The sequence below is a fragment of the Streptomyces sp. NPDC085946 genome, from assembly GCF_044540485.1.
Lineage (GTDB): Bacteria > Actinomycetota > Actinomycetes > Streptomycetales > Streptomycetaceae > Streptomyces.
The window spans coordinates 243,294-258,083 of the sequence record NZ_JBITSF010000002.1; the positions used below are offsets into that span (position 1 = coordinate 243,294).

General features: G+C 70.8%; 14 protein-coding genes and 2 tRNA genes. 9 read left to right on the forward strand and 7 right to left on the reverse strand.

The window, feature by feature from the left end:
* Nucleotides 1–39 precede the first annotated feature (39 nt).
* The 3 genes from gyrA (at nt 40) to ACIF8T_RS06730 (ending at nt 3,585) form a co-directional block, all read left to right on the forward strand.
* Nucleotides 40–2,634 (forward strand): DNA gyrase subunit A, encoded by a 2,595-nt coding sequence (gene gyrA, locus ACIF8T_RS06720; protein WP_400031896.1) that lies wholly within the window; start codon nt 40–42, stop codon nt 2,632–2,634.
* A gap of 19 nt (nt 2,635–2,653) precedes the next feature.
* Entirely contained in the window at nt 2,654–3,385 is a 732-nt protein-coding gene (locus tag ACIF8T_RS06725; protein ID WP_400031898.1) for a DUF3566 domain-containing protein, read from the forward strand.
* Between the two features lie 123 nt (nt 3,386–3,508).
* Nucleotides 3,509–3,585: transfer RNA gene (locus tag ACIF8T_RS06730), tRNA-Ile, on the forward strand.
* Nucleotides 3,586–3,947: 362 nt separating this feature from the next.
* Here the strand turns inward: ACIF8T_RS06730 and ACIF8T_RS06735 are convergent.
* The 3 genes from ACIF8T_RS06735 to ACIF8T_RS06745 all read right to left on the reverse strand — a co-directional run bounded on the left by ACIF8T_RS06735 (nt 3,948) and on the right by ACIF8T_RS06745 (nt 5,827).
* Nucleotides 3,948–4,388 (reverse strand): hypothetical protein, encoded by a 441-nt coding sequence (locus ACIF8T_RS06735; protein ID WP_400031900.1) that lies wholly within the window; start codon nt 4,386–4,388, stop codon nt 3,948–3,950.
* A gap of 302 nt (nt 4,389–4,690) precedes the next feature.
* Nucleotides 4,691–5,137, reverse strand: coding sequence for an SPW repeat protein (locus ACIF8T_RS06740; RefSeq protein WP_400032355.1), 447 nt, complete (start codon nt 5,135–5,137; stop codon nt 4,691–4,693).
* Nucleotides 5,138–5,455: 318 nt separating this feature from the next.
* A complete protein-coding gene (locus ACIF8T_RS06745; protein ID WP_400031902.1) occupies nt 5,456–5,827 on the reverse strand; it encodes a DUF6344 domain-containing protein in 372 nt (123 codons plus the stop codon).
* A 338-nt stretch (nt 5,828–6,165) separates the two neighbouring features.
* On the opposite strand from ACIF8T_RS06745, the gene ACIF8T_RS06750 reads away from it, so the two are divergent.
* The gene (locus ACIF8T_RS06750) at nt 6,166–6,294 is read left to right on the forward strand and encodes a DLW-39 family protein (RefSeq protein WP_003999697.1); all 129 of its coding nucleotides are present in this window, start codon (nt 6,166–6,168) and stop codon (nt 6,292–6,294) included.
* A gap of 181 nt (nt 6,295–6,475) precedes the next feature.
* Nucleotides 6,476–7,825 carry a hypothetical protein gene (locus ACIF8T_RS06755; RefSeq protein ID WP_400031904.1) on the forward strand — a complete coding sequence of 450 codons (1,350 nt, stop codon included), beginning with the start codon at nt 6,476–6,478 and terminating at the stop codon, nt 7,823–7,825.
* A 153-nt stretch (nt 7,826–7,978) separates the two neighbouring features.
* On the opposite strand, the gene ACIF8T_RS06760 is transcribed toward ACIF8T_RS06755, so the two are convergent.
* Together ACIF8T_RS06760 and ACIF8T_RS06765 are read right to left on the reverse strand one after the other, a co-directional pair.
* A complete protein-coding gene (locus ACIF8T_RS06760; protein ID WP_400031906.1) occupies nt 7,979–9,475 on the reverse strand; it encodes a protein kinase in 1,497 nt (498 codons plus the stop codon).
* Nucleotides 9,476–9,666: 191 nt separating this feature from the next.
* Entirely contained in the window at nt 9,667–10,215 is a 549-nt protein-coding gene (locus tag ACIF8T_RS06765) for a helix-turn-helix domain-containing protein (protein ID WP_400031908.1), read from the reverse strand.
* 180 nt (nt 10,216–10,395) lie between these two features.
* Here ACIF8T_RS06765 and ACIF8T_RS06770 point away from each other — a divergent pair.
* Nucleotides 10,396–10,468, forward strand: a tRNA-Ala gene (locus ACIF8T_RS06770).
* A gap of 183 nt (nt 10,469–10,651) precedes the next feature.
* On the opposite strand, the gene ACIF8T_RS06775 is transcribed toward ACIF8T_RS06770, so the two are convergent.
* Nucleotides 10,652–11,338, reverse strand: a complete 687-nt coding sequence (locus ACIF8T_RS06775; RefSeq protein ID WP_400031910.1) for a DUF5324 family protein — start codon at nt 11,336–11,338, stop codon at nt 10,652–10,654.
* A 397-nt stretch (nt 11,339–11,735) separates the two neighbouring features.
* Here ACIF8T_RS06775 and ACIF8T_RS06780 point away from each other — a divergent pair, with 397 nt between their 5' ends.
* Both ACIF8T_RS06780 and ACIF8T_RS06785 read left to right on the forward strand, forming a co-directional pair.
* The gene (locus tag ACIF8T_RS06780) at nt 11,736–12,269 is read left to right on the forward strand and encodes a peptidylprolyl isomerase (RefSeq protein WP_400031911.1); all 534 of its coding nucleotides are present in this window, start codon (nt 11,736–11,738) and stop codon (nt 12,267–12,269) included.
* A gap of 186 nt (nt 12,270–12,455) precedes the next feature.
* Nucleotides 12,456–13,346 (forward strand): rhomboid family intramembrane serine protease, encoded by an 891-nt coding sequence (locus ACIF8T_RS06785; protein WP_400031913.1) that lies wholly within the window; start codon nt 12,456–12,458, stop codon nt 13,344–13,346.
* A gap of 258 nt (nt 13,347–13,604) precedes the next feature.
* Here ACIF8T_RS06785 and crgA read toward each other — a convergent pair whose 3' ends face one another.
* A complete protein-coding gene (gene crgA, locus ACIF8T_RS06790) occupies nt 13,605–13,859 on the reverse strand; it encodes a cell division protein CrgA (protein ID WP_400031915.1) in 255 nt (84 codons plus the stop codon).
* 141 nt (nt 13,860–14,000) lie between these two features.
* Here crgA and ACIF8T_RS06795 point away from each other — a divergent pair, with 141 nt between their 5' ends.
* Nucleotides 14,001–14,780 carry a DUF881 domain-containing protein gene (locus tag ACIF8T_RS06795; RefSeq protein WP_400031917.1) on the forward strand — a complete coding sequence of 260 codons (780 nt, stop codon included), beginning with the start codon at nt 14,001–14,003 and terminating at the stop codon, nt 14,778–14,780.
* Nucleotides 14,781–14,790: the final 10 nt, after the last annotated feature.

A 14,790-nucleotide genomic window follows, 5' to 3' on the forward strand; every position in this document is an offset into this window, starting at 1 on the left:
GGTCTCAGCTGACCGCACCAGGAAGGATCCTCACCAGCAATGACCGACGAGAACACTCCCGTCACTCCTGAGCAGGGCGGCGAGATCGCCATGCGCATCGAGCCCGTCGGGCTCGAGACGGAGATGCAGCGCTCGTACCTCGACTACGCGATGTCCGTCATCGTCTCGCGTGCGCTGCCCGACGTCCGCGACGGCCTCAAGCCCGTCCACCGCCGCGTGCTGTACGCGATGTACGACGGCGGCTACCGACCCGAGCGCGGCTTCTACAAGTGCGCCCGCGTGGTCGGCGACGTCATGGGCAACTACCACCCGCACGGCGACAGCTCCATCTACGACGCCCTGGTCCGCCTCGCCCAGCCCTGGTCGATGCGCATGCCGCTCGTCGACTCCAACGGCAACTTCGGCTCCCCGGGCAACGACCCGGCGGCGGCCATGCGGTACACCGAGTGCAAGATGGCGCCGCTGTCGATGGAGATGGTCCGCGACATCGACGAGGAGACCGTCGACTTCACGGACAACTACGACGGCCGCTCCCAGGAGCCGACCGTCCTGCCCTCCCGCTTCCCGAACCTGCTGATCAACGGCTCGGCCGGTATCGCGGTCGGCATGGCGACCAACATCCCGCCGCACAACCTGCGCGAGGTCGCCGAGGGCGCCCAGTGGTACCTCCAGAACCCCGACGCGTCCCACGAGGAGCTGCTCGACGCGCTCATCGAGCGCATCAAGGGCCCCGACTTCCCGACCGGCGCCCTCGTCGTCGGCCACAAGGGCATCGAGGAGGCGTACCGCACCGGGCGCGGCTCGATCACCATGCGCGCCGTGGTCGAGGTCGAGGAGATCCAGAACCGCCAGTGCCTGGTGGTCACGGAGCTGCCGTACCAGGTCAACCCGGACAACCTCGCGCAGAAGATCGCCGACCTGGTGAAGGACGGCAAGATCGGCGGCATCGCGGACGTCCGCGACGAGACGTCCTCGCGCACCGGCCAGCGCCTGGTCATCGTCCTGAAGCGGGACGCGGTCGCCAAGGTCGTGCTGAACAACCTGTACAAGCACACCGACCTGCAGACCAACTTCGGCGCCAACATGCTGGCGCTGGTCGACGGCGTGCCGCGCACGCTCTCCCTGGACGCGTTCATCCGCCACTGGGTGACCCACCAGATCGAGGTCATCGTCCGCCGGACGCGCTTCCGGCTGCGCAAGGCCGAGGAGCGGGCGCACATCCTGCGCGGCCTGCTGAAGGCACTGGACGCCATCGACGAGGTCATCGCCCTCATCCGGCGCAGCGACACGGTCGAGATCGCGCGCGGCGGCCTGATGAGCCTGCTGGAGATCGACGAGATCCAGGCCAACGCCATCCTGGAGATGCAGCTGCGCCGCCTGGCGGCCCTGGAGCGCCAGAAGATCGTCCAGGAGCACGACGAGCTCCAGGCGAAGATCACCGAGTACAACGAGATCCTCGCCTCCCCGCTCCGCCAGCGCGGCATCGTCAGCGAGGAGCTGGCCGCGATCGTCGAGAAGTACGGCGACGACCGCAAGACCAAGCTGATCCCGTACGAGGGCGACATGTCCATCGAGGATCTGATCGCCGAAGAGGACATCGTCGTCACCGTCACGCGCGGCGGCTACATCAAGCGCACCAAGACCGACGACTACCGGGCGCAGAAGCGCGGCGGCAAGGGCGTGCGCGGCGCGAAGCTGAAGGAAGACGACATCGTCGACCACTTCTTCGTGTCGACCACGCACCACTGGCTGCTGTTCTTCACCAACAAGGGCCGCGTCTACCGCGTGAAGGCCTACGAGCTGCCCGACGCCGGCCGGGACGCGCGCGGCCAGCACGTCGCCAACCTGCTGGCGTTCCAGCCGGACGAGGCGATCGCCGAGATCCTCGCGATCCGCGACTACGAGGCGGCTCCGTACCTGGTCCTGGCCACCAAGGCGGGCCTGGTGAAGAAGACGTCGCTGAAGGATTACGACTCGCCGCGCTCCGGCGGTGTGATCGCGATCAACCTCCGCGAGCGGGAGGACGGATCCGACGACGAACTGATCGGAGCCGAACTGGTCTCGGCCGACGACGATCTGCTTCTGATCAGCAAGAAGGCCCAGTCGATCAGGTTCACCGCCTCGGACGAGACCCTGCGGCCCATGGGCCGCGCCACCTCGGGCGTCAAGGGCATGAGCTTCCGCGAGGGCGACGAGCTGCTCTCGATGAATGTTGTCCGTCCCGGTACGTTCGTGTTCACTGCCACTGACGGCGGGTACGCGAAGCGGACCCCCGTCGAGGAGTACCGCGTCCAGGGCCGCGGCGGCCTCGGCATCAAGGCCGCCAAGATCGTGGAGGACCGCGGATCGCTCGTGGGCGCGCTGGTGGTCGAGGAGACCGACGAGATCCTCGCCATCACCCTCTCGGGCGGAGTGATTCGTACGCGAGTCAACGAGATCAGGGAGACCGGCCGTGACACCATGGGCGTCCAACTGATCAATCTGGGCAAGCGCGATGCCGTGGTCGGCATCGCTCGCAACGCCGAAGCGGGACGTGAGGCGGAGGAGGTCGACGGCGACGTGGCCGTCGACGAGACCGCCGAGGGCGCCGCGACCAGCGGCACGGACGAGGGTGAGGCGCCCTCGTCCGAGTAGGCACGAGGAGTGAGTCAGCGTGAGCGGAGCCACGGGCGCCGGATCGACCGGTACGGGGACGGACGGCGGCCGTGGCTCCGCCGCGCGGGCGAACGACCCGGAGACGACGAACCTCCAGGCGATCAAGACGCCCGCGAAGAACTCTCCCTCCGCGGAGGGCCACGGATCCCAGGGGGGAACGGTGACGGACACCAGAGGTCCGCAGACCCAGCACGCCGCGCAGCCGCACCAGGACGCCGCGCCGTCCGTCTCGCCGCTGCCGGGCGAGCGCCACGCGCAGGCGTCCTCCGGGCCGTACCACCCGCCGCAGGCCTACCCGTCGCAGGGCGCCCAGGGCGGTGCCGTACGCCGTCCGCGCACCGGCGCGCGCACCACGCCCCGGGTCCGCAAGGCGCGCCTGCGGGTGGCCAAGGCCGACCCCTGGTCGGTGATGAAGGTCAGCTTCCTGCTCTCCATCGCGCTGGGCATCTGCACGATCGTGGCCTCCGCGGTGCTGTGGATGGTCATGGACGCCATGGGCGTCTTCTCCACGGTCGGCGGCACCATCTCCGAGGCCACCGGCTCCAACGAGTCCAACGGCTTCGACCTGCAGGCCTTCCTGTCGCTGCCCAACGTGCTGATCTTCTCGACGATCATCGCGGTCATCGACGTCGTCCTGGCGACGGCCCTGGCGACGCTGGGCGCGTTCATCTACAACCTCTCGGCGGGCTTCGTCGGGGGCGTGGAGCTGACGCTGGCGGAGGACGAGTAAGGCCCTGGTGCCGGGGGTTTTCCGGCTCCGCCGGCGGGCCCCCGGCAACCGATTTTGGGACTGCCCGCCTCGTGCGCTAATCTTCAGGAGTCAGCGCGCGGGACACACACCGCAGAGCGCGGCGGGGCTATAGCTCAGTTGGTTAGAGCGCATCCCTGATAAGGATGAGGCCACAGGTTCAAATCCTGTTAGCCCCACCAGCGAGAAGACCCCCAGTCGATACCGGCTGGGGGTCTTTCACGTCCGTGGCTGACATCAGCCGATGAGTGGATCTTCCAGAAGCTCGGCGAGCATGCCGACCGCTTCCCGCTCACTGTCGCCGACCACGTGCGGGTAGACGTCCAAGGTCATGCTGACCCGGCTGTGCCGGAGGGTCGCCTGGGCGGCCTTGGGGTGCACCTCCAGGAAGGCGAGCAGGGTCCCGCAGGTGTGCCGGGCCGGGCGGACCGTGATTCGGCAGGTACATCGCCTTGCCCGAGTGGTTCGCGCCCAGGGTGAGCGCCATGGGGCCTTGCGGCAGTCCCGCTCGAAGGCGGGCCCGTCCTCTCGAGGATGAGCGGGGTCAAGGGGTACCGAGCGACCCCTCGGAGGACGATGGGACCCGCCGGTGCAGGACGGCGCCGGCACCGGCCAGGACGATGGCAAGACCTGCCAGCAGGCAGACGAGCATGGTGATCGACATCGAGATGTGCTCCACCGTTGCACCGTCGGAGTAGACGCAGGCGCTGCGAAGAGGCCAGCGCTCCTGCACAATGCTCGCCAGTTCGGCGCCGGAGGCGTTCCGGTCTTCGCACAGGGCGGGAAACGGCCCTCCCAAGGTGACGGAGAACCAGCCGTAGCAGTACACGGCTGCTGCAGAGGAACCGAGGACCAGAACGAGAACCGCACAGAGCCTGGGCAGGGCCAGGGGTGAGGTGTTCAGCATCAGGACGGCGGTCACGATGCCCGCCGCCGCAGTGGCCAGACTGACAAGCAGCAGCACGCCCAGCATGGGTAACAGCACTCTGTCCCCTCCTCGCACAGTCATGTGGTGCGCCGGGTTGGGCCTGTCAGGACCGTCCTCGTGCGCTGACATCAGTGGCTGGCACAACGAGCGCGCACAGCGGTGGCCTGTCCCAGAACGCTGTGTACGGTCAGACGATGCGCGGTGCGCGCGGGTCGGCGTCGCCAGTACTCCGTGACCGATCTGGCAAGGATGAGGCCACAGGTTCAGATCCTGTCAGCCCCACCAGTGCGAAGACCCCCGGTCGATCCGACCGGGGGTCTTCTGCATGGGCGGCCTTCCGGCCTTCCGGGCAGGGCCTTCTAGGGTTCGCGGCTGCCGTATCCGGAGGTGCCGCGGGAGCGGCGGCCGGACTGCATCTTCGCGCCGGCTGCGGCGGCCAGGGCCAGCAGGAGGCCGATCACGCCCACGATGACGTTGTTGGTGATGGTGCGCGTGGTGTCCACTTCGCCCGCCACCACCCACGGCGCGATGATCGTCCACGCGCCGAGCGCCGCGGCGGCCCAGGCCATGCTGTGCGTGCGCTCGTAGGCGTGGCCGAAGCCGCCCATGAGCAGCGCGTAGGAGAGGCCCACGATCAGGTTGGTGACGGCCAGGGTCGAGAAGCCGTTGAAGCCCGCTATCCAGGGCGAGGCCGCCAGGTACAGCCCGGTGATCACACCCAGGGCCTCGATCGCCTGGGCGCGCGGGGTGGTGGCCGCCCGCTCGTGGCGGGCCCGCATCTCGAGGATGTCGGGGTGGGATTCCATGGTGGGTTGGGTGTAACTCACGACCGCCTCCTGCGTGTGAGGTGCTTGCAGGCGCTCCGCGTACCCGCAAAAATGCACAAAACCACCTTTATCGCCTGTGTTTCCCGGGAGACCGGAGAGCTTCGGCCGGGTCGGCGCGCGGGGTCCGGCATGACGGAGGCCCGGCCGCTGTGGTGCGCGGCCGGGCCTTCGGGACGGGGGCGGTGTGCTGTACGCAAGGTCGCCGTGAGGACTGGGGGTGAGACGGGTGGGGCGGAGGTGCGGGGGTGATGGGCGGCGGTGCCGGCGCGGTCGGGGTGTCGCCGGCCTGCCGGGCCGTCAGCGCTGGATGGGGGCGACGGGCGGGACCGGGTCCGGCTGGGACGCCTCGGCGTCGTCGCAGAGGGCGGCGGCCGCCGTGTCGGCCGCGATCGCGTCCGACGGCGAGCGGTGGCGGCACCGGGGGGACTTGCCGTGGGCCTCGGCGTGGATGCGCTGCTTCATCGTGGGGGGCAGTGACCTGGTGAGGGACCAGGACCAGGAGGACGTCGCCGGTGTCGTCGTCTGCGGGGCGCTTTCGGTGTTGCGCGCCGTCGCGGTCTGCGGTACCGCCGCGGAGGCGGAGGTGGTGATGAGTCCGAGCGCCGTGCACAGCGCGAGGAAGGCGGTGACGATGGCGGTCCACAGCTTCATGACCTTGGTGCGGGCCATGGCCCCTCACTTTCGGGTTGGGCGATTTGCGTACTTTCCTCATGATGTGTATGAGGATCGCGAAGTGGTGGACCGACGCCCGCGGCGCGGCGATGTTCAGATGAACACCACTCGGATGGCCGCATGAAGGGCGAAAACGTGCAGAGACGGGAGGAGAGCGGTCATAGTCGCCCTGTGTCGCGGCCCGGTCACCCTCCGGCCGGAGCGGGCGGTCCCCGCTCCTGCAGGGGTGCGCCGGGCGGGAGTTGGGGGCCGACTCAGGTCACCGATCGATATCGGTCGGTGTGTATAGTCGGGCGCCAGAGGTCCCCTACGTCAAGGAAAGACGAGGTCGCGCGGTGAAGAAGCTTCTCCTGGTCGCACTGGCCGCCATCGGCGGGCTCCTCGTGTACCGCCAGATCCAGGCGGATCGCGCCGAGCAGGATCTGTGGACGGAGGCGACTGACTCCGTGCCCACGGGTTCGTGAGTACCGACAACCGGTTCTGAGCAGACCCCGGCCGCCTTCGCGGTCGGGGTTTCGTGTGCGCGGGCGTGTTCCGGACGGCCGTACGGATTGCGGCGAACTCCCGGGTGGCGCGGTGGCGGGCCGGGCAGTATGGGCCTCGGTTCCACGAGTGCACGGTCCGGGAGACGACGAGGGGTGGCGCGTGAGGGGACGGCGGTGCAGTGCCCGCGGGCGGGCGGGGAGCGCGTGGCGCGGTCGTCCGCCGGCGGGCGTACGCCTGGGGGCCGCGGCCGTGCTGCTCGGTACGGCGGCCGTACTGCCGGGCCAGCCCGCGGAGGCCGCCGCGGCGGCTCGGACGCCGGAGGCGGCGGACTACGCCTTCGCCGAGGGCGCGCAGCGGATCGAGGGCGCCCGGGGCACCGACGAGGCCGCGCTCCTGGAGGCCGGCCGCACCTACCGCAGCTCCCTCCCGCCGACCGGCGCGGTGTACTACCGCCTGGAACTCGACGACGTCTCGAACACCTACGTCTCCGCCACCGCCGTCCCCGGACCGGACAGCTCGGTCTCGGTCGTCGACGGCCTCGAGGTGTCCGTGGAGGACGCCGACGGCACCTCCTGCTCCCTGGACACCGCGCGTTTCGGCGCCGCCCGCAGCCCGCACCCGATCGCGGCGTGGGGCGTGCGCGAGATCTCGCCCGCCAGGAGCCTGTGCCAGGAGGCCGGGACGTACTACGTCTCCGTCGAACGCTCCGACCCGGAGGGCGAGGGTTCCTCGCCGGACACCTGGGACCTGGAACTCTCGGCCGTGTCGGAACCGCGCCTGGCGAAGGCCGGGGGGACGAGCGCGCCGCGGGAGTGGAACTCCGCCTCGCCGCGGCCCCTCCCGGGCACGGGCGAACGCCGTCCGGGCGGTGCCGGTTTCTCCCGCGCGACCCCCCTCGGCGAGGGCGTCTGGCGGGACGACATCCGGCCCGGCCGGACGCTGTTCTACGAGGTTCCGGTCGACTGGGGACAGCAACTGCACGTCACCGCCGGCCTGGGCAGCACCGGCTCCGACGGGACCGGTTACGTCCCCGGCGCCCTGGACGTGGCCCTGTACAACCCCGCGCGCGGCCGGGTGGCGGACGTGGGCGTCGGCTACGACGGCAAGCAGAAGTCGGACAGTCTCCCACCCCTGCCACCGGTCGGCCACGTCAACCGGTACGCCACCGCCGGCCAGGTCGGCGCGATGCGGTTCGCCGGGTCGTACTACCTCGTCGTCCATCTCGCCGAGGGCGTGGCCGGCCGCTTCGGGGACGGGCCGTTCGGGCTGACGCTGCGCGTCCGGGTGAGCGGAGCGGCCCAGGCGGGACCGGACTACGCGGGGGAGTCCGTGCCGGAGGGGGTCTTCGAGGTCACGGACCGGGAACGGGAGGTGGCGGCCGAGGGCGCGGCCGCGGCGGACGACGCCGTGATGACGGCGATCGCCGTGGGCGGGATCGGCACCGGCAGCGTGCTGCTGGCGGGGCTCGGGGTGTGGACGGTGGTGGCCCGGCGGAGGGCTGCGGCCTAGAGCCGTGGGCGGAGGCCCGGTTGCCCGTGGGGGACGGGGCTTGTCCGGAGGCGGACGCGGGCCTGCCCGACGGCGGCTCGGACGCGGGCCGGTGCGCCGGGGCTCTCGTGCGGGACGGCGCACCAGGGGCTGGTGCGGTCGGCGTGTCCCGGCTCAGATGCGGGTCAGCGCCCAGAAGCCCACGGCGTAGCAGGCCAGGGCGAGGAGCAGGAGCGGGATCGCCACCTTGGCCGGGGGGCCGGGGCGGCGCCGGCGGCGGTCCGCGCGGTGCCGTGACGTTCCCGGCGGCGGGGCCGGGCTGTGCGGAGCGTAGGCGGTGTACGAGGCGGTGGGGGCGTCCGCGCGCTGCTGCGGGGTGTGGGGCGGGCCCGGGGCGGGGTGCCCGGGGAGCGGGTGGGTGGGGTCGTAGGGGGAGACGGGGCCCGGGTGGTGCGGGGGAGCCGGGGAGAAGAGGGCCTGGGGGTGGCCCTGCGGTCGTACGGGGGCCTGGGCGGGGGACGGCAGATGCGGCTGTGGCGGGTGGTGCGCCGGTGCCTGGACGCGGGAGGCCGCCTCGTCGGCGCGAGGGGCGGAGGCCACCGAGGCCTGGGGCGGCGGAAGGTGGAAGCTGCCGGTGTCCGACATGGTGGGGGGCGTGGCGGACGAGCCGGTGCCCGAGTCCTCGGCGGCCTCGGGAGCCCTGTCGGTCCCGTCGGCCTGCTCGGCCTCTTCCGCCCCAGGGGTGACGGGCCCGGAGGCGACCTGCCTCGGATCCAGCCCCCGGGCCCGCTTCAGGGGCCCGTCCGGGCCGAAACCCGAGGGCAGCGGACCGAGTTGGTCGAAGATCTCGATCACTTCGTCGTCGGGGCCGGGTTCGGGAAGGAGCTCCGCGGCCGCGGCGAGGGCCTTGCGCGCCCCGGTGGCCGTACGGAACCGTGCCTCCGGATCCGGCTGGAGCAGGGTGGCCACGACCTGCCACAGCGGTTCGGGGATCCCCTTGGGCGCGCCGGGCGTCCCGTGCTCGGTGAAGTACCGGATCAGTGCCTTGCCGTCCGGCTTGGCGCCCTCCAGCAGGTACAGCGCGACCAGGCCCACGGCGAACAGGTCGGCCGGGAAGTCCGGCTCCGCACCCATCAGTTGCTCGGGAGCGAGGTAGCCGGGCGTGCCGACCACGAGGTTGGTCTCGGTCAGGCGGGGCTCGCCCAGCCGCATCGCGATGCCGAAGTCGGACAGCCGCAGCCGGGGCCGGCCGGTGCCGGTGGCCTCCAGCAGCACGTTGGCGGGTTTGACGTCCCGGTGGACGACGCCTTCCGCGTGCACCGCGGCCAGCCCGGAGAGGAGCTGGTCGAGCAGGGTGCAGACGAAGGCCGGTGGCAGGGGTCCGTAGTCCCCGACCAGGTGGACCAGCGAGCCGCCGCCGACCAGGTCCATGGTGAACAGGACCTTGTCGTCGTCGGCGGCCCAGCTGGTGGGCGCGAGCACATGGGGATGGTCGATGCGCAGGGCCTGCTCGCGGACGAAGCGCAGCAGCGCGTGGGCGTCGCTCTGCAGCAGGACCTTGGCGGCCACGTAGCGGCGCCGGCGGTGGTCCCAGGTGCGCCAGACGGCACCGACCCCGCCGCGCCCGATCGGGTCGACCAGTTCGTACCGGCCGGCGAAGACCTCACCCATGGCTCTGCGTCGCTCCTCCCCCTGTGGTTTCCCCCTTGCTTCCCCCTCGACGAGCGATACGACTCCCCCTCGCCGTGATCTGCCCCCGGTGCCGGACACACCCCCATGTGTCCGTCCGCGGGGCGCGTGGCACGACCCCTCGCGCCACGTCCGGCCCCGGCTGCCGACCCCCCGGCGGCCGGGCGGGGAGATCAGCTCTGGTGGGACTGGTAGTGCGCGACGGCGTCGGAGGTGCGGCCGGCACCGTACACCCGGAGGAACTCTGCCAGCTCGGGGTGGGTGGGGGCGAGGGTGTCGGCGGCGTCGATGATGTCGCCGGCGGCCGCGACCGAGCGCAGCAGCGACTGGATCTCGCGGACCACGCGCTTGACGGTGGGCGCGCCCGAACTGGTCGTCGTCTGCGTGGTGTTGCTGAGTACCGAGCCCCCCTGGGACTTCTTGATCTCCTCCATGCGCTCGGTCGCCTCGGCGGCGCTGACGCTGCCGTCCGCGACCTGCGCGGCCAGGTCCTGCAGCAGCTGCACCCGCTGCACCACGGCCGGATTGCCGATCTTCGCCCGCTGGCCGCTCATCAGCTGCGACAGCATCGGTGCGGAGAGCCCCAGTACCCCCGCGAGACGGGCCTGGTTGAGGCCCAGGTCGTCTATGAGCCTACGGAAGAGCGCCCCCAGCGGCTCCCCGTACCAGTTCCGCTGCAGTTCCCGCGCTCTTGCGGTCGCTTCCTGCTGTGCGGCGTCCATTGCGTCTCCCCATCGCTTCCCCAAGTACGATGGTTCGCTGTAGCGAACCACGCCGAGCATCTTACGGAGAGTGGTCGGCGACGGGGACCCCCAATCTTTTTGCGGAATCCCGGGGGTGACCCGGTACTCTGGTCTCCGGCGCCCGCCGGGATCTCGTGTTCCGGGCGGACGTTCCTCTTCGGGGCCTTAGCTCAGTTGGTAGAGCGCTGTCTTTGCATGGCAGATGTCAGGGGTTCGACTCCCCTAGGCTCCACTCGACCAGACCCCTCCACCTGCGGAAACGCGGCGGAGGGGTCTTTTCGCGCTCGGGTTCCCGAGCGCGCCGGGCCGACGGGGGCGCCGGGGAGTTTCACGTGAAACAGCGGGGCGGCACGACGCGGTGGGGCGGGAGACCGGCAAGTCTCCCGCCCCACCGCGCAGTTGGGTCCGGCGGCCGTCAGGGGCGCTCGTCGCGCTTGGCGGCCTCCTCGGCCTCCTTCGCCTGGACCTCGGGGTCCAGCGGGGACTGGCCGCTGCCGTCCACGGACGCCAGGCGGCCCGACTCGGGCACCTCCGTCGCCGCGGGCGGCTCCACCAGCCAGTCCGGGTTGGCCTGCTTGTCCCACCACTTCCAGACGGCGAAGGCACCGCCGGCGACGACACCCAGCATCAGCACCGTCCGGGTGGCGCGGCCGGCCTTCGCCCGCCGCTCGTGCTTGCGGATCAGCTTCTGGATGTCCTTGGCGGTGATCTGACCGCGCAGGGCGGCCAGGGCGGCCAGGCTCCGGGCGGTGGCCTCGTCCCTGACGGGGGCGGCGGCGGCCATCGCCTGCTCGAGCTTGGGCCGGGAGTACTCGGCGGCCTGCCGAGCGGCCAGACGGGTGCGGGCGGCGGCCTGGTCGACCTTCGGCGGCACGTGGGTGCGGGCCTGCTCCAGGTACGGCTGCACATAGGTGCCGTACTGGACGCGCGCCTGCCCGGCGGCCTGCGTCACCTTGGGCGCTAGCCGTACGCGTGCCTCGTGTGCGTAGTGCGCGGCCCTGTCCTTGGCCGTGTCGGCGTAGGGCGCCACCACTTCCGCGGCGTGCAGCACGCTGTCCTTCGCCGAACCAGTCGCGGCGCGCACGCTGTCGATGCGGGTCACGGGTTCCTCCTCCTCGGTGGCGTACGGTATTTCGACTTTCCACCCTTTTACGGATCATGCCTGTCGGTGCACGACCCGGCACGTGCGGACGTGCATCCGGGTCACGTGAGCCGCCCGGGCGCCGTCGCCGGTCGAGGGGCTGACCGCGAGCCGGCCAGCGGCTTGATCGGGAGGGGGCCGGGAGCGGATCTCGTGCGGGAGCGGATGAATACGTGGCAACAGGAACTTGTCGTCGACAATGCCACGGATCGTCGCGTCGCGCTCCCGCCCGGGCCCGCTCGACCGGTTTCGCGCAGTCGTCCGGCCCCGTTGCGCGCGGGTGAACCGGTGCCGGGCGACGCGGGGCGCGGTCCGTGCGAGGATCGTGCCGTCACAGAAAGACAACGGAAGGCAGATCGTGGCTGAGCAGCTCTACGCCACCCTGAAGACCAACCACGGCGACATCGAGGTCCGGCTCTTCCCGCACCACGCGCCGATCACGGTCAAGAACTTCGTCGAGCTCGCCAAGGGCGAGCGGGAGTGGACCAACCCGGCGACCGGTCAGAAGTCCACGGACAAGCTCTACGACGGCACGGTCTTCCACCGGGTGATCAGCGGCTTCATGATCCAGGGCGGTGACCCGCTGGGCAACGGCACCGGCGGTCCCGGCTACCAGTTCGAGGACGAGTTCCACCCGGACCTGCGCTTCGACAAGCCCTACCTGCTGGCGATGGCCAACGCCGGTCCGGGCACCAACGGCTCGCAGTTCTTCATCACCGTCTCCCCGACGGCCTGGCTGAACCGCAAGCACACCATCTTCGGCGAGGTCGCCGACGCGGCCAGCCAGAAGGTCGTGGACACCATCGCGAGCACCCAGACCAACCCGCGCACCGACCGGCCGCTCAACGACGTGGTCATCGAGTCGGTCGAGATCCAGAGCCGCGAGGGCTGAACGACGGCCCGCGAGGGCCGAGCGCGGGCCCGCGGTGATCACGCGGGCGTCCCGAGAGGGCTGACGGGGCCCGGGAGCACCGGGCACGAAAGCCCTCAGAGGGAACCAAACGCCCCGCTCATCCGTAAGGATGGGCGGGGCGGGGCTTTCCCGTCGCGCCCTTCCCACCGTGGCTGAGGGGAACCCATGGACGAACAGGCCGCAGGCAGCCCGCAGGACGCCCACAGCGTCCCCGTCTGCTACCGCCACCCGGAGCGTGAGACGGGCGTCCGCTGCACCCGCTGCGAGCGGCCGATCTGCCCCGCGTGCATGGTCGACGCCTCCGTCGGCTTCCAGTGCCCCGACTGCGTGCGCACCGGTTCGGGGACGGGGCACGCGCCGGGCGCCGCGGTGCCCCGCACCCTCGCCGGCGGCACGGTCACGGCCGACCCCCGCCTGCTGACCAAGATCCTCATCGGGATCAACGTGGCGGTCTTCCTCGCGGTCCAGGTCCGGTCCTCGCTCCTGGACCACCTGTTCCTGGTCAGCGCCTGGCCGCCGGCGCCCTACGTGTCCACCCAGGGCGTCGCGGGCGGCGAGTGGTACCGCATGCTGACCTCGGTCTTCACGCACGAGGCCCCTTGGCACGTCGCCTTCAACATGCTGAGCCTGTGGTGGCTCGGCGGCCCCCTCGAAGCGGCTCTCGGCCGGGCCCGCTACCTCGCGCTCTATCTGGTCTCCGGTCTGGCGGGCAGTGCGCTGGCCTATCTGCTGGCCTCCCCGGACACGGCCACGCTGGGAGCGTCGGGCGCCGTCTTCGGCCTGTTCGGCGCGACCGCCGTGCTCATGCGCCGGCTGAACCACGACATGCGGCCGATCCTCGCGCTGCTGGTGATCAACCTGATCTTCACCTTCAGCCCGGGGTTCAACATCTCCTGGCAGGCCCACATCGGAGGCCTCGTGGCGGGGATCGTCATCGGCTACGCGATGGTGCACGCCCCGCGCGAGCGCAGGGCACTGATCCAGTACGGCACGTGTGCCCTGGTCCTGGCCGTGATCGTCCTCGTGACCCTGTTGAGAACAACCCAGCTCACCTGAGCGCCGCGTTGTCCACAGTGTGTGCCCGACCTTGCGCACAGGGTGCGGGAACGTCTGTGCCCCCTGTCGCTGACCGGTGTTTCCGCAGGTCAGGACAGGGGGCGAACATGTTTTCGACTGCCGGTTGTTCTGTCGTACCGGTGTCAACGCCAGACGGGTTATCCACAGATCGTCGTTTCTTTTCCCCATGTGGAAAAGTGCTGTGGATAACTCAGTGGACAGCCCTGGGCAGGGCTGCGGACGCCGTGCGGCGGCCCGCTACTTCCACTGCGTGGAGACACCGAATCCCGCGGCGATGAAGCCGAAGCCCACCACGATGTTCCAGTTGCCCAGCGCGTCGACGGGCAGCGAACCGTCGGTCACGTAGAACACGACGATCCAGGCCAGGCCGATCAGGAACAGGGCCAGCATGACGGGCGCGACCCAGGCGCGGCTGGTCAGCTTGAGGGCGGTCGCCTGCTTCGCCGTCGGCGGCGTGTAGTCGGCCTTCTTGCGGATACGTGACTTCGGCACGAGGGTCTCTCCTGTCGATGCGCTGCGTGGCCGCGCAGGGAACTGGGTCAGGCTCGGGGCAGCGTACAAGGGGACTCTTAGTGCTCCCCCGGGCGTCCGTTAGCGTAGTGCTTCCGTGGCGCCTAAGGAGATAAGGGTACGTTGAGCAATTCCGCCGACTTCCCGGGTGAGGGTTCCAGCCCTGCCCGCCGGCGCCGCGTCCGGCCCGTGCGGGTGCTCACCGCCGCCGTCTTCGCCCTCGCGGGGCTGCTCTTCTTCACCAGCTTCAACACGGCCAAGGGCACCAACATCCGCACGGACACCTCCCTGCTGAAGCTGTCCGACCTCATCCACGAGCGCAGCCGCGAGAACGGCGAGCGCGAGGAGGCGAACGCGGCGCTGCGCGAGGACGTCGAGACCCTCGCCGAGCGCGACGACGGCAGTACCCGCGCCGAGGACGACCGCCTCACGGAGCTGGAGAAGCGGGCGGGCACCCAGAAGCTGACGGGCGAGGCGATCACGGTGACGCTCAACGACGCCCCGCCCGACGCCACCGCCAAGCTCCCCGGCTACCCCGAGCCGCAGCCCGACTACCTCGTCATCCACCAGCAGGACCTCCAGGCCGTGGTGAACGCGCTGTGGCAGGGCGGCGCCCGGGGCATCAAGGTCATGGACCAGCGGCTGATCTCCACCAGCGCGGTGCGCTGCGTGGGCAACACCCTGATCCTCCAGGGCCGGGTCTACTCACCGCCGTACACGATCACGGCGGTCGGCCGGCCCGAGAAGCTGAAGAAGGCGCTCACCGCCTCCCCGGCGATCCAGAACTACATGGTGTACGTCAACGTCTACGGACTCGGCTGGGACGTCGAGGACAACGGCACCGTGACGCTGCCCGGTTACTCGGGCACCGTGGACCTGCACTACGCGCGGCCGGCGGAGTAGGACCCGCCCG